Raw genomic sequence first — 14,744 nt, 5'->3', positions numbered from 1 at the left:
TCCCGTCCTTCCACTCGACCGTCTGCTTCCGGTCGATGGCCGGCTGGGCCGCCGTGAAGCCCAGCGTCCCGCCGCCGGCCGCCTTGGCCACGGTCTCGAACTTGCCCGCCGCATGGATGATGGCCTTGGACGGAATACAGCCGACGTTCAGGCAGGTCCCGCCCAGCCCGTCGCCGCCGTCCACCAGCACAGTGTCGAGGCCCAGCTGGCCGCAGCGGATGCCGGCGACATAGCCGCCGGTGCCCGCGCCGATGATCAGGACTTTGGTCTTGAGGACTTGCATCATTCGTTCCGTCATATCCCTCCCTCTCCCGGCGGGAGAGGGCTTGAGCGCACGACGGCGTGCCGTCGTTCTGGCGCGAAAGGGTGAGGGGCGGGGTGGTGCGAGCTGGCCCACCGGCGGTCCCTCATCCGTCTCGCTACGCGAGCCACCTTCTCCCCAGGGGAGAAGGACGAAAACTCACCCCATCCACAAGGTCGCGGGCTGCTCCAGCAGTCCCTTGATCCGCTGCACGAACACCGCCGCGTCATGCCCGTCGACGATGCGGTGATCGAAGCTGGACGACAGGTTCATCATCTTGCGCACCACCATCTGGCCGTCGCGGACCACGACCCGTTCGGCGATCTTGTTGGGACCGACGATGGCGACCTCGGGGTGGTTGATGATCGGGGTGTGGACCACCCCGCCCAGGGTTCCCAGCGAGGTGATGGTGATGGTCGAGCCGGACAGCTCCTCGCGCTTGGCCGAACCGTCCTTGGCCGCGCCCGAGACGCGGGCGATCTCCAGCGCCGTGTCATAAGGATCGCGCGCCTCGGCGTGACGAACCACCGGCACCATCAGGCCGTTCGGCGTCTGGGCCGCGATGCCGAGATGGACCGGGGCGTGCTGGGTCAGGACGCCGGCCTCGTCGTCATAGTGGGCGTTGATCTGGGGCTGGTCGCGCAGGGCGACCACGATGGCGCGGGCGAGGAAGGGCAGCAGGTTCAGCTTGGGCTGATCCTTCGCCTTGGTCGCGTTCAGGTGGGCGCGCAGCTCCTCCAGCGCCGTGACGTCGATCTCCTCCACATAGGTGATGTGGGGAATGCGGCGTACGCTGTCGGCCATCTTCTCCGCAATCTTGCGACGCAGGCCGATGATGCGGACCTCGGTGGCTCCTTCAGCGCGGGCATAGGTCGAGCCGCCGCCGGAAGGCGTCGTGGCCGGAACCTGGCCGCCGCGCGCGATGAAGCCGTCCAGGTCTTCGTGGGTGATCCGTCCGGCCGGGCCGGAGCCGGGCACGAAGGTCAGGTCCACGCCCAGGTCGCGCGCGCGGTTGCGCACGGCGGGCGATGCGGACGGGCGTTCGCCGGCAGTGCGACCGGTCAGGGCGGGGGGAGCGACGGACTTGCCCCCCTCCCCCGCTGCGCGGGCGCTCCCCCCAGGAGGGGGAGATTTCGGAGCGGGCGTCGGCGCTGATCCTTCCCCCTTGGGGGAGGTGTCGCCGGAGGCGACGGAGGGGGCCTGAACGGGGGTCTGAACATTGCCAGCGCCCGCCACATCGAACGCCACCAGAGGCCCGCCGACCGGAACCTGCTGCCCCGTCTCGCCATACAGGGCGACGACGACACCGGCGACCGGCGAGGTGATCTCCACCGTCGCCTTGTCGGTCATGATGTCGGCGATGATCTGGTCTTCCTCGACCGCATCCCCGACCTTGACGTGCCAGCCGACCAGCTCAGCCTCGGCCGTGCCTTCGCCCACGTCGGGCAGTTTGAAGACATAGTTGCCGGCAGGTGACGGAGCGACCGCTTCCGCCTTGGGCTTTTCGGCTTTCGGCGCTTCAGCAGGCGCCGGATCCGGCTTGGCGACCACCGGTGCGGATGCGGGCGAATCCTCCGCATTCCCGTCACCCTCGACCTCGAACTCCACCAGGGGTCCGCGCACGGGCACCATGGCGCCGGGCTCGCCGTGAAGGGCGATCACCTTGCCGGACACCGGGGCGGTGATCTCGACGGTGGCCTTATCGGTCATGACGTCGGCGACGATCTGGTCCTCGGCGACGACATCACCGACCTTGACGTGCCAGCCGACCAGTTCGGCCTCGGCCGTGCCTTCGCCCACGTCGGGCAGTTTGAAGACGAAACGACCCATCTTATCGACCTCCCGTCATGACGCTCTTCAAGGCGTCTGCGACCCGTTGCGGCCCGGGGAAATATTCCCATTCGAAAGCATGGGGATAGGGCGTGTCCCAGCCGGTGACGCGCGCGATGGGCGCCTCCAGATGATAGAAGCAGCGCTCCTGAACCAGGGCCGACAGTTCGCCGCCGAAGCCCGAGGTCTTGGGCGCCTCGTGCACGATGACACAGCGGCCGGTCTTCTTCACGCTGGCCTCGATGGTCTCGATGTCCAGCGGGACCAGGGTGCGCAGGTCGATGACCTCGGCGTCCACGCCCGCGTGTTCGGCGCCGGCCAGGGCCACCCAGACCATGGTGCCATAGACCAGGATGGTGACGTCGTTCCCCTCGCGCATCACGCGCGCCTTGCCGATCGGCTCGACATATTTTCCGGTCGGAACCTGGGCCAGGCCCTGCGCCTTCCACGGCGAGACCGGCTTCTCGTGCCAGCCGTCGAACGGGCCGTTGTACAGGCGTTTCGGTTCGAAGAAGACGACCGGATCATCGTCCTCGATGGCGGCGATCAACAGGCCCTTGGCGTCATAGGGGTTGGACGGAATGACGACCTTCAGCCCGGCGATATGGGTGAACAGGCTTTCCGGCGATTGACTGTGCGTCTGGCCGCCGAAGATGCCGCCGCCATAGGGCGAACGCACCACGATGGGGCTGGTGAACTGGCCGCCCGAGCGATAGCGCATCTTGGCCGCTTCCGAGACGATCTGGTCATAGGCCGGGTAGATGTAGTCGGCGAACTGGATCTCGACCACCGGGCGCAGACCATAGGCGCCCATGCCGATGGCGGCGGCGACGATGCCGCATTCGCTGATCGGGGCGTCGAAACTGCGGGTCAGGCCGTGCTTCTGCTGCAGCTTGTCGGTGACGCGGAAGACGCCGCCAAAATAGCCGGCGTCCTCGCCGAACGACAGGACGTTGGCGTCCTCGCTCATCTTGACGTCGATGGCCGAGTTCAGGGCCTGGATCATGTTCATCGGAACAACGCCGGAACCCGTCGCCTCTGAGGCGGGGGCGGCGTTCTGGTCGACCATGTCCGGCTCGACGCCGTCGTTGCGATCGGCGTCGGTGAAGGTGGTTTGCTCAGCCATGGTCAGACCCCCACCTCGCGGCGCTGTTCGATCAGCCGCCAGTCTTCGGTCGCATAGACCTCTTCGAACATCGTCTTCACGCTGGGGCGCGACTGGCCCAGGGTGCCGATGGCTTCGGATTCCTTGCCGGCGGCGCGGACCTGTTCGACCGCCTCGCGCAGGGCCGTGGCGTGGCGCTCGTCGTCCCACTCGCCGATCACGGTCAGGTGCTGGCGCAGCCGTTCCAGCGGGTCGCCCAGCGGCCATTTCTCGTGCTCGTCGCCGGGGCGATAGCGGCTGGGGTCATCCGAGGTCGAGTGCGGGGCGCCGCGATAGGTGAACAGTTCGATCACCGTCGCGCCCTGGTTCGAGCGGGCGCGTTCCTCGGCCCACTGGGTCGCCGCCCACACCGCCAGGAAGTCGTTGCCGTCCACCCGCAGGGCCGGCAGGCCATAGCCGATGGCCTTGGAGGCGAAGGTCGTCTCCAGCCCGCCGGCGATCCCTTGGAAAGAGCTGATGGCCCACTGGTTGTTGACGATGTTCAGGATGACCGGGGCGCGATAGACGGAGGCGAAGGTCAGGGCGTTGTGGAAGTCGCCTTCGGCCGTGGCGCCGTCGCCGATCCAGCTGATGGCGATCTTGTCGTCGCCCTTGTAGGCGCTGGCCATGGCCCAGCCGACCGCCTGGGGCACCTGGGTGCCCAGGTTGCCGCTGATGGTGAAGAACCCATAGTCCTTGGCCGAATACATGATCGGCAGCTGACGGCCTTTGATCGGGTCCGCGGCGTTCGAATAGATCTGGTTCATCATCTCGACCAGCGGATAGCCGCGGGCGATCAGCAGACCCTGCTGGCGATAGGTCGGAAAGCCCATGTCCTCGCGCGACAGCAGCATGCCCTGGGCGACCGCGATGGCCTCTTCGCCGGTGCACTTCATATAGAAGCTGGTCTTGCCCTGGCGGTGGGCGCGGTGCATCCGGTCGTCGAAGGCGCGGGTCAGGATCATGGCCTTCAGGCCGCGACGCAGGGTCTCCGGATCCAGACGCGGGTTCCACGGACCGACGGCCTGACCTTCATCGTCCAGCACCCGGATCAGCCGGAACGCAAGGTCGCGCATCTCGTAAGGCGTCGTCCCCACCTCGGGCCGTTCGACGGCGCCGGGGACGTCCATCAACAGATGACTGAAGTCCGGCGCGTCGCCCGGCCGGCCCGCGGGCTCAGGCACGCGAAGCGACAGCGGCCGGCTGTTCTTTTGGCTCATTTTGTCGTTCATGCGGGCGTCCATGTCCGTTCGGGGGTCCGTCCGAGTTTCCTCTGGACGTTTGATAACACGGCGCCTAAGCAGGCGCTCGCTCAATTTGACCTTGCGAAATCCCGATTTAGGGTATTTTATTTCGCCATAATAACAATCGGAGAAACGCATTGGCGGACGAACTCGATCCCATCGACGCTCGGATCCTGGATATCCTGCAACAAGACGCCGGTCTGTCGGTCGCGGAAGTCGCGGATCGCGTCGGCCTGTCGGCCTCGCCCTGCTGGCGCCGGATCAAGCGGCAGGAGGATTCCGGCCTGATCACCAAGCGGGTCACCCTGCTGAACGCTAAGTTGCTGGGCCTGGACTTCGAGGTCTACGCCATCGTCAAACTGATGCTGCCGTCGGCCGAGAATCTCGACATCTTCGAAGCGGCCGTCGCCAAATGGCCGGAAGTGGTCCAGTGCGCCACCATCACCGGCCGCGAGGATTATGTGCTGCGCATCATCACCTCGGACATGCACGCCTTCGACAAATTCCTGCGCGAGAAACTGCTGGCCCTGGGCATCGTCTCCGACTGCGAGAGCCATATCGTCACGCGCGGCGTGAAGAATGTGACCGCCCTGCCTCTTGGCATAGTGACCCCTCACGTCGGATAAGACCGTTCGGCGGGCCTTTCCACTGAGGGCCTTGGTCCGCCGAGGGGATGCCGAACATGATCGAACTGGTGATCGACGCGCGCCGCAAGGACCTGGGCGGGTTCGAGGTCGGCCGCGTCCTGCCCTTCCATTCGCGCCGGATGGTCGGGCCCTTCATCTTCCTGGACCAAATGGGGCCGGCAGAGTTCGCGCCGGGATCTGACGCCATCGATGTGCGCCCGCATCCGCACATCGGCCTGTCGACCCTCACCTATCTGTTCGAGGGCGAGATCATGCACCATGACAACCTCGGCTATAATCAGGTCATCCGTCCCGGCGAGGTGAACTGGATGACGGCCGGCAAGGGCATCGTCCATTCCGAGCGCACCGATCCGCTGAAGAAGAGCCGGGGCGGGCCGATGCACGGCATGCAGGCCTGGATCGCCCTGCCCTACGAGGCCGAGGAGATCGATCCCTCCTTCCATCACCTGGGTGAGGACGCCCAGCCCGCCTACGAGAACGGTGGCCTGTTCGCGCGTCTGGTGGCGGGCGAGGCTTACGGCGCCAAGGCCGGCGTGCCGGTGTCATCACCCCTGTTCTATGTGCACTGGGAGCTTCAGCCCGGCGTCCGCACAGCGCCCCCTCCGGGCAAGGGCGCCGGAGGAATGAGTGAACGCGCCCTGTTCGTGGCCAAGGGCTCCATCGAGGTCGGCGACCGCACCTTCCACGAAGGCCAGATGATTATCCTGGAGCCGACCGCCGAGCCGACCATCAAGGCCCTGGTCCAGTCCACCGTCATGGTCATGGGCGGCGAGCCCGTCGGCGAGCGTCTGATCTGGTGGAATTTCGTCGCCTCCAGCCAGGCCCGCATCGATCAGGCCAAAGCCGACTGGAAGGCGGGCCGGATGGCCTTGCCCAGCGAGGACGATCTGGAGTTCATCCCCCTCCCGGACGAACCCGCCAAGGCCCAGGCCGCACCAGCCCCGGTCGAGCCTTCGCCCACCGACCCGGTTTGAGAATCTCCCTCCCCCTGCGGGGGAGGGTGGTCGAGCCGTAGGCGAGACCGGGTGGGAACGGCAAGGCGACGCCTCACAGACCTGTCTTATCTTAAAAACGTGCAGCCCTGCCGGGCCGCCCCCGCCCCGTCGCTGCGCGACGACCCTCCCCGGAACGGGGAGGGAGAATGTCGGTGGTCGCCTCGCCCATTTGCCCCCGCCCCCGCAACCCGCTAACGCGTCCCGCATGAACTTCGATTTCGACGCCCAGGTCACCGCCGCCCTGTTCGACAGCACCGGCGCCGTCTTCGCCCTCGGCGACGGCTCGGTCCGGTTCGAGGATGGCGCGAAGGTCCAGGCTCATGACGGCGCCGTCCTGTGCGCCGCCGTCCACCCGTCCGGCGACGGGATCGTCACCGGCGGCGACGACGGCCAGGTGGTCTGGAGCCGCCGCGGCGAGGACGCCCTGGTGTTGGCCACGGCCAAGAACCAGTGGATCGACTCTATCGACGCCTCGGCCGCCTCGGGCCTGGTCGCCTTCTCCTGGGGCCGCACCCTGTCGGTGATCGATCCGAAGGACGCCGGCTTCCGCCGAGATTTTCAGCACGAGCGCACCGTCTCCGGCGTCGCCTTCGACCCCAAGGGCCGGCGTATCGCGACCTCGACCTACGGCGGCGCAGCGCTCTGGTACGCCCGGATCGAAAAGCAGCAGCCGGTCAAACTGGCCTGGGCCGGGTCTCACACCGCCGTGGCCTTTTCGCCGGACGGCGCCTTCGTGGTCACCACCATGCAGGACAGTCAGCTGCACGGCTGGCGGCTGAAGGATGCCAAGAACCTGCGCATGGGCGGCTATCCGTCGAAAGTCCGGTCGCTGGCCTTCCTCGCGGGCGGCCAGTTGCTGGCCACCTCGGGCGCCCAGGGCGCCGTGCTGTGGCCCTTCATCGGCTCGAACGGGCCGATGGGGCGCGAGGCGAGCGAGATCGGCTATGACGACACCACCCTGGTCAATCTGGTCTCGGCCCGGACCGAACACGGCCTGCTGGCCGCCGGCCTGACCGACGGCCGGGTCTGGGTCGCCCATCCGGCCGCCCAGGGGCTGAACTTCGTCAAGGCCGAGAAGGGGCCCTCCATCGTCGCCCTGTCCCTCAGCCCGGCCGCCGACAAGGTCGCCTGGGCCGACGAGGACGGGACCGCCGGCGTGGCGATCCTGTAATGGCGGGCGGGCGGAAAAAGGGTTGGTTCCGCGCGGCCCTGATCGCCCTGGCGGTTCTGACCCTGCTGCCGGTCGGCGGGGTGCTGATCGTCGCCGTCCTGCCGCCCGCCCCGACCATATTGATGCTGCGCCAGGCCGTGCGCGGCGAGGGTCTGGACTATCAGTGGCGCGGGCTGAACGACATCTCGCCCAATCTGGTCAACGCCGCCATCGCCGCCGAGGACGCCCGTTTCTGCAGCCACCAGGGCTTCGACATGGAGGCGATCCAGAAGGCGCTGGATCATAACGCCGAGGGCGGCCGCATCCGCGGCGGCTCCACCATCAGCCAGCAGACCGCCAAGAATGTCTTCCTCTGGCCGGGCCGCGACTGGATTCGCAAGGGGCTGGAGGCCGGCTACACCGTCCTGATCGAAACCGTCTGGTCCAAGCGCCGGATCATGGAGGTCTATCTGAACGTGGTCGAATGGGCGCCGGGCGTCTATGGCGCCCAGGCCGCCGCCCAGCACTGGTTCGGCAAGGACGCCGCCGACCTGACCCCGCGAGAGGCCGCGCGTCTGGCCGCCATCCTGCCCGCCCCGCGCCGCTACAAGGCCGCCTCACCGGGTCCCTATGTCCGCAGACGCGCCTCTCGCATCCAGGCCGCCATGGGCACGGTCCGCAACGACGGTCTGAACCCCTGCGTCCGGCTCAAGTAGGCCGAAGGCCGATAGCCCACAAAATGTCCGTTGAACGGCGTCGCTTGACGGCGGATCAGGCCTGACCTCTCCTGCGCCCGCTGTTCAGGAGATCCCAATATGAAGCGTCAGATGATGACCGCCGTCGCGGTCTGCGCCCTCGCCTTCACCGCCGGCTGCGCCGCCACCACGACCCCGGACGAGGCCCTGCCGATTCAGGTCGACGGCGGCGAACAGACCTTCACCCCCGCGCCGGTCACAGCCACCGGCCTGCGCGCCGACTATCCGACGACCGTCGAAGGCGCGACCCAGTTCGTCGCCGATGCCGAGGCCAAGATGCTGACCTTCGGCGAATACGCCGCCCGGGTGCAGTGGGCCCGCGCCACCAACATCACCTTCGACACCATGTGGCTGGAATCCAAGGTCAACGCCGAGGCGACCGAGCTTCAGGTCCAGTTCGCCAATCAGGCGGCCAAGTTCAATGATATCGCGGTCGATCCGGTCGTTCGCCGCAAGCTGAACCTTTTGCGGCTGGGCATCGTCCTGCCCGCCTCCAACCGTCCCGGCGCGGCCGAGGAGCTGTCGCAAATCACCACCCGGCTGGACTCGACCTATTCGACGGGCAAGTTCGACTTCAAGGGTCAGCCGATCACCCTGGACGAGGCCTCGCTGATCCTGGCCGACAGCCGCGACCCCAACGAGACCAAGGCGCTCTACGAAGGCTGGCGCACCATCTCGCCGGTGATGAAGAACGACTACGCCCGCATGGTCGAGATCGCCAACGAGGGTGCGCGCGAACTGGGCTTCGCCGACACCGGCGCCCTGTGGCGGTCGGGCTATGACATGCCCGCCGACGATTTCGCCAAGGAGACCGACCGCCTGTGGGCCCAGGTCAAACCCTTCTACGAGAACCTGCACTGCTATGTCCGCGCACGGCTCAACGCCAAATACGGCGACGCGGTCCAGCCCGATCACGGCCCGATCCGCGCCGATCTGCTGGGCAATATGTGGTCGCAGCAGTGGGGCAATATCTATGACGTCGTGGCCCCGACCAGCGGCGGCGCCTCCAGCTACGACCTGACCGAACTGCTGAAGACCGCCGACTACGACCCCGTGAAAATGGTCAGGACGGGCGAGGGCTTCTACGTCTCCCTGGGCCTGGATCCCCTGCCCCAGACCTTCTGGGAACGCAGCCAGATCGTGCGCCCCCGCGACCGCGAGGTCGTCTGCCACGCCTCGGCCTGGGACCTCGACAACGCCGACGACATCCGCATCAAGATGTGCACCAACGTCAATGGCGAGGACTTCTACACCGTTCACCACGAGCTGGGTCACAACTACTACCAGCGCGCCTACAAGAACCAGCCGATGCTGTTCCGCAACGGCGCCAATGACGGCTTCCACGAGGCCATCGGCGACTTCGTCGGCCTGTCGGCCCTGACCCCCACCTATCTGAACCAGATCGGCCTGCTGAACACGACGCCGGGCGCCGAGGAGGACATTCCCTTCCTGCTGAAGATGGCGCTCGACAAGATCGCCTTCCTGCCCTTCGGCCTGATGGTCGACCGCTGGCGCTGGGACGTCTTCTCGGGCGCCACCACGCCGGACCAGTACAACGCCGCCTGGACCGCCGACATGTTGAAATACCAGGGCCTGGTTCCGCCGGGGCCGCGTCCGACCAACGCCTTCGACCCGGGCGCCAAATATCACGTGCCGGGCAACACCCCCTACACCCGCTATTTCCTGGCCCACATCTACCAGTTCCAGTTCCAGCGCGCCGCCTGCAAACAGGCGGGTTGGACCGGGCCCCTGCACCGTTGCTCGGTCTACGGAAACGAGGCGGTCGGCGCCCGTTTCAACGCCATGCTGGAGATGGGTCAGTCCAAGCCCTGGCCTGAGGCCATGCATGCCTTCACCGGCGAGACCACCAATGACGCCTCGGCCGTGGCCGACTATTTCGCTCCGCTGAATGAATGGCTGACCGTCCAGAACCGCGGCCGCGACTGCGGCTGGTCCGAGGCTTGATGACGCGCGCCTGTTAACCCTGAAGCTTCAGCCTTCCCTTAACCGCATGACGGCATTCTGTCGTCATGCGGGCGAGGTGCGCCCGGCGGGGAAGCGACGACCTTGGCCTCTCAACTGATTCATCGGACGATACGACGCCTCCGCAGCCTCGGCGCCCGGCTGCGCCACGACCGGCGCGGAAACGTCGCGATCATCTTCGCGCTCAGCCTGCCCGCCATCGTCATGCTGACGCTCGGCGGCGTGGACCTTCATCGGATCACCACAGCACGGTCGCAGCTTCAGGACGCCCTGGACGCCGCCACCCTGGCCGCCGCGCGGTCCTCAGAAACGACTTCCGATGGCCTAAAAAGCGTCGCCCTGGCGACCCTGCATGCCAATCTTCAGGACACGGAGGTGGAACCGATCAATGACGCCGATGTCAGCGTGTCCATGAACTCCAACAACGTCGTGATCGCCACGGCCCAGGGTCAGGTGAAGACCTTGGTCGCCAACATCGTCCTGCCGCCCTACGGCCAGCTTCTAGACGACACCTTGTCGATTTCGACCCGCTCCGAAGTCAACCGCTCGTCTCGTGACGTAGAAGTTGCGCTGGCGCTCGACATTACAGGTTCAATGGACAACTGCACACGGAACTGTCCAGCAGTAAGCAAGATTGCCGCTTTGAAAACGGCCGCCAAGGAACTCATCGATATTGTCGTTCAGACAAATCAGTCTCCGTATTATTCCAAAGTGGCGCTCGCGCCCTATTCAATGGGCGTCAACCTTGGTTCTTATGCCGATACCGTGCGTGGCCCTTTAAGTTCCACGACACGATCCGTCACTGCAGCCACCTGGCTAACGGGCTCGGTCAAGACGATTACCGGTGTTTCGCGTGCTTCAACCGCCACCATCACCTCTTCCAATCACGGCTTTGCGAACGGCGATAAGGTGGTGATCTGGAGTTCAGAGAGAATGACGGCCTTGAACGGGGTCGCCCTGACAGTTGCCAACGTCAAGTCGAACACATTCGATTTGGTCGGCGTCAACAGCCGCAACTACAGCGCTTTTTCCGGTGAGGCCTATGTCGCCAAATGCGCCCGTACGGATTGTGCAATCGTGATTACGGCGTCTCAGCATGGGCTGTCGAACCAGGGCGACGCCGCCCATCTATCCAACATGGGCGGGCTCGCTCAATTGAACGGCATTGGCTTCCGCGTCGCTCAAGTCACCGCCACGACAGCGACCTTGGCTCTAGACGCCTCGGTTTCGGGCCTCTCCACAGCTGCGAAAGGGGGCGCAGCCTATACGTCAGGGGGATTGCTGGCTTGTGGATACGACACATGCACTCAACGCGATTTCGTCAACGCCACAGGCGAATGGACCCGTTATGCAGCAACCAATTGCGTCAGTGAACGGGTTGGGTCTGCAGCCTACAGCGATGCGGCGCCGACCTCGAGTTCGGCGCGGGTTGGCCGAAATTATGCATCACCCAGCAACACCTGCCCGTCTGTCGGGATAGTTCCATTGACCAATGTCAAGAAGACGCTGACGGATCAAATCGACAAGCTGGTCGCCGCCGGATCGACTGCGGGCCATATTGGTCTGGCCTGGGGATGGTACCTGGTTTCGCCGAATTTCGGGGTCTGGACGGGCGCCTCCGCCCCGGCGGCCTACGACACCAACCGCACCCTGAAGGCCGTGGTCTTGATGACTGATGGCGAGTTCAACACGCCTTATTTCCGGGGCGTCATCGCATCGAATGCGGGTGACGGCAGCGGTGGAAGCGACACCCACATCAATCAAACAGCGACGAACGGATCGTCCTTTGCGCAAGCATTCGAGCTCTGCCAAAACATGCAGGCGGCAGGCGTCATCGTCTACACAGTTGGATTCGATATTCCGGATCCTGACAACATAGAAGGCGACATTGATTCCGCCGGAGAGTTGATGCAGCGTTGCGCCTCAACGCCAGGCCGCGCGTTCCAAGCGACAAGTTCGACTGATCTTTCAGACGCCTTCCGCGATATCGGACACGACATCACCCGCCTGCGGATTTCGAAATAGTCCTCAAAGCAGGCGAATTTCCCGCAACCGTTCAGTCAGATAGTCCTCGGCGGTGATGGTCTTGCCCGCATAACGATCAGGATTCTCGGCCGTGACGGCGCTCGGCAGCGTCTCGATGGGGAAATCCGGGTTGAAATGCAGGAAGAAGGGCGTGGAATAGCGGGCGAAGCCCCGCCGTTCCGGCGCCGGATTGACCACGCGGTGCGTCGTCGACGGCAGGACATGGTTGGTCAGCCGCTGCAGCATGTCGCCGATATTGACCACCAGCGCCCCCGGCGGCGGCGCGATGTCCAGCCAGCTGCCGTCCTTCTCCTTCAGCTGCAGCCCGGCCTCCTCGGCGCCCAGCAGCAGGGTGATGACATTGATGTCCTCATGGGCGCCGGCGCGCACCCCCGGCGCATCGGCCGGCACGGGCGGATAGTGCAACAGGCGCAGCACGCTGTTGCCCATCTCGACCTTGTCCTCGAAATAGGCGTCGCCCAGGCCCAGATAACGGGCGATGGCCTTCAGTATCTTGCGCCCCAGAGCGTCCAGATCCTCGTACATGCCATAGACATTGGTTTTGAAGCCGGGCGTCTCGGCCGGCCAGACATTGTCGCGCATGAAGCGACGGTAGGGGTGCCCCTCCGGCAGCTCGCGCCCGACATGCCAGAACTCCTTCAGGTCAACAGACGCGGCGCCCTTGGCCGCTTCGACACCGAACGGGGTCAAGCCCCGCGCGCCCCCTGTTCCCGGTTGGTGATACTGTCGCTTCACCGCCTCGGGCAGGGCGAAGAAGGTCTTGGCGTCATCAAGAGCGGCGGCGATCCGGGCGTCGTCCAGTCCGTGGTCGGCCACGACCGCGAAGCCATATTCCACGAAGGAGGCCCCCAGGGCGTCGCTGAACCCCTGAAAGTCCTCGTCATATCGCGTCATCGACACCGGTGTGATGGCGCGGGTGGTTTCGGTGGGGCTCGAGCTCACGGGCGCGTCGTCCTCGTTCAGAAAAATGTGCGGCGGTTCCCTTACGCCTATTCTGCGGTCGTGTCAGTTCGTGGGCGAACCCGTTCACTTGAGGTACAGCTTGGAACCTTGACAGTAGGCCCGCGTTTTTACGCCAGACAGAAATTCGGAAGGATTATTCCATGCGCGCCAAGATCATTGTCGCCAGCGTTTCCATTGCGGCCCTGCTGGGAACCGCAGCCTGCACCACCACCGACCCCTACAGCTCAACCCCGACCCGCAACAACACCGGCACCGGCGCCATCGCAGGCGCATTGGGCGGCGCCCTGCTGGGCTATCTGACCAACACGTCAAACGGCGAGCAAGGCCGCAAGAATGCTCTGATCGGAGCCGGTGTCGGCGCCTTGGGCGGCGCGGCTGTAGGCCAGTACATGGACCGCCAGCAACGCGCCATGGAGGCTGAACTGTCAGGCAGCGGCGTCGGCGTCGCGCGCCAGGGCGACAATCTGGTCCTGCGCATGCCGTCGGACGTGACCTTCGCCACCAACCAGTCCTCGATCGATCCGCGCTTCCTGCCGGTGCTCGACGACGTGGCGCGGGTGCTTCAGGAATATGACCGCTCCACCATCGACGTGATCGGCCACACCGACTCGACCGGCGGAGACGCCATCAATCAGCCCCTGTCCGAGCGTCGCGCGGCTAGCGTGGCTTCTGAACTGGTTCGTCGCGGCGTGATCGCCGAGCGTCTCTACGTCGCAGGCAACAGCTCGCGCAATCCGGTGGCCTCCAACGCCACGCCGGAGGGCAAGGCCCAGAACCGTCGCGTCGAGATCCTGATCCGGCCGTTCACAGGCTGATCTGCTTCGATAGAGATGAGATTGGAGGGGCGGCGCCGCTGGGCGCCGTCCCTTTTTCATAGGGTGGACACTGTTCCGTGACTTGCGCCGGCACACGCCTCATGTTTGAGCGGAGGTGTGGGGATGGGAGACTTGAGTGACGCCGGAAGGTCGTGAGTTCGTACAAACGCTCAAGCTTGCAGCTGTCGCCGTGGTGTGTGCGGTTCTGACCGCAACAGTCGTGATCGGCGCCGGCGAAGCCTTCTTGCGCCGATCCCAAACCGCCGAATCGGCGCCGTCATTGCTGATTCCAGCGACCAACTGAACCGAGATTTAAAGCCCGCCCCGTTCCGCTGGCGAAGCGGGCTTTCTGGCAAAGAAAAACGCCGTTTCCAGTCGGAAACGGCGTTCAGTCTTTCAACCCTCTTGTCTGTCTTGGTCGGCCTGGAGATCCAGGCCGACCGTCGTGACAGGCTTAGAAGTTGATGTTGATCGTCGCGCGACGGTTGAGCGGCTCACGCACGCCGTCAGCGGTCGGCTTGGCCAGGGCGGTTTCGCCCTTGCCGTCGAGAGCGATGACGCCGCCGTTGACGCCTTGAGCGACCAGAGCATCCGCGACGGTGCGCGAACGACGGTTCGACAGGCCGAGGTTATAGGCGGCCGAGCCCGAGGTGTCGGTGTAACCGACGATCAGGACGCGGGTCGCGGCGCCGGACTTGGCGTAGGTCGCGGCTTGCGTCACGACCGAACGGGCTTCCGTCGTCAGGTCCGAACGATCCCAGTCGAAGTAGACCACGAACTCACGCGGAGCCGGTTTGGCCGGAGCAGGCGGCGGCGGGGGCGGGGGCGGGGGCGGCGGGGGAGGCGGGGGCGGGGGAGGAGGCGGCGGCGG

14 protein-coding genes are annotated in these 14,744 nt (G+C 65.6%); 8 read left to right on the top strand and 6 right to left on the bottom strand.

Features of this window, described 5'->3' with window-relative positions:
• The 4 genes from Q7J26_RS04820 to Q7J26_RS04805 all read right to left on the bottom strand — a co-directional run.
• Positions 1–286: FAD-dependent oxidoreductase (locus Q7J26_RS04820; protein WP_304935367.1), on the bottom strand; the 286-nt coding region annotated here is incomplete at its 3' end.
• Positions 287–460: 174 nt separating this feature from the next.
• Complete coding sequence (locus Q7J26_RS04815; RefSeq protein ID WP_304935366.1) at positions 461–2,131, bottom strand: 2-oxo acid dehydrogenase subunit E2; 1,671 nt, start codon at positions 2,129–2,131, stop codon at positions 461–463.
• A 1-nt stretch (position 2,132) separates the two neighbouring features.
• A complete protein-coding gene (locus Q7J26_RS04810; protein WP_370651912.1) occupies positions 2,133–3,200 on the bottom strand; it encodes an alpha-ketoacid dehydrogenase subunit beta in 1,068 nt (355 codons plus the stop codon).
• Positions 3,201–3,259: 59 nt separating this feature from the next.
• Entirely contained in the window at positions 3,260–4,507 is a 1,248-nt protein-coding gene (locus tag Q7J26_RS04805; RefSeq protein ID WP_304935364.1) for a thiamine pyrophosphate-dependent enzyme, read from the bottom strand.
• 149 nt (positions 4,508–4,656) lie between these two features.
• On the opposite strand from Q7J26_RS04805, the gene Q7J26_RS04800 reads away from it, so the two are divergent.
• The 6 genes from Q7J26_RS04800 to Q7J26_RS04775 all read left to right on the top strand — a co-directional run bounded on the left by Q7J26_RS04800 (position 4,657) and on the right by Q7J26_RS04775 (position 12,074).
• Positions 4,657–5,145, top strand: coding sequence for an Lrp/AsnC family transcriptional regulator (locus tag Q7J26_RS04800; protein ID WP_304935363.1), 489 nt, complete (start codon positions 4,657–4,659; stop codon positions 5,143–5,145).
• 56 nt (positions 5,146–5,201) lie between these two features.
• Positions 5,202–6,140 carry a pirin family protein gene (locus Q7J26_RS04795; RefSeq protein WP_304935362.1) on the top strand — a complete coding sequence of 313 codons (939 nt, stop codon included), beginning with the start codon at positions 5,202–5,204 and terminating at the stop codon, positions 6,138–6,140.
• 226 nt (positions 6,141–6,366) lie between these two features.
• Positions 6,367–7,332 (top strand): WD40 repeat domain-containing protein, encoded by a 966-nt coding sequence (locus Q7J26_RS04790; RefSeq protein ID WP_304935361.1) that lies wholly within the window; start codon positions 6,367–6,369, stop codon positions 7,330–7,332.
• Positions 7,332–8,027, top strand: coding sequence for a monofunctional biosynthetic peptidoglycan transglycosylase (mtgA, locus tag Q7J26_RS04785; RefSeq protein ID WP_304935360.1), 696 nt, complete (start codon positions 7,332–7,334; stop codon positions 8,025–8,027). Before Q7J26_RS04790 ends, mtgA begins: the two co-directional genes overlap by 1 nt.
• A 99-nt stretch (positions 8,028–8,126) precedes the next feature.
• Entirely contained in the window at positions 8,127–10,031 is a 1,905-nt protein-coding gene (locus Q7J26_RS04780; protein ID WP_304935359.1) for a M2 family metallopeptidase, read from the top strand.
• Positions 10,032–10,133: 102 nt separating this feature from the next.
• The gene (locus tag Q7J26_RS04775; protein WP_304935358.1) at positions 10,134–12,074 is read left to right on the top strand and encodes a TadE/TadG family type IV pilus assembly protein; all 1,941 of its coding nucleotides are present in this window, start codon (positions 10,134–10,136) and stop codon (positions 12,072–12,074) included.
• Positions 12,075–12,077: 3 nt separating this feature from the next.
• Here Q7J26_RS04775 and Q7J26_RS04770 read toward each other — a convergent pair whose 3' ends face one another.
• Positions 12,078–12,989: an isopenicillin N synthase family oxygenase gene (locus Q7J26_RS04770; protein ID WP_304935368.1), complete on the bottom strand. Its 912-nt coding sequence runs from the start codon at positions 12,987–12,989 to the stop codon at positions 12,078–12,080.
• Positions 12,990–13,198: 209 nt separating this feature from the next.
• Between Q7J26_RS04770 and Q7J26_RS04765 the strand changes: the two genes are divergently transcribed.
• Both Q7J26_RS04765 and Q7J26_RS04760 read left to right on the top strand, forming a co-directional pair.
• Complete coding sequence (locus Q7J26_RS04765; RefSeq protein ID WP_008261238.1) at positions 13,199–13,873, top strand: OmpA family protein; 675 nt, start codon at positions 13,199–13,201, stop codon at positions 13,871–13,873.
• Positions 13,874–14,009: 136 nt separating this feature from the next.
• The gene (locus Q7J26_RS04760) at positions 14,010–14,177 is read left to right on the top strand and encodes a hypothetical protein (RefSeq protein ID WP_304935357.1); all 168 of its coding nucleotides are present in this window, start codon (positions 14,010–14,012) and stop codon (positions 14,175–14,177) included.
• Between the two features lie 150 nt (positions 14,178–14,327).
• Here the strand turns inward: Q7J26_RS04760 and Q7J26_RS04755 are convergent.
• Positions 14,328–14,744 (bottom strand): OmpA family protein (locus Q7J26_RS04755; protein WP_304935356.1); only part of this gene is annotated, 417 nt, incomplete at its 5' end.

Origin of the sequence: Brevundimonas sp., assembly GCF_030656255.1 — a bacterium.
Taxonomy (GTDB): domain Bacteria; phylum Pseudomonadota; class Alphaproteobacteria; order Caulobacterales; family Caulobacteraceae; genus Brevundimonas.
Note: the sequence above shows the minus strand (reverse complement) of the source record. Positions and strands in the feature narration are given on the sequence as shown.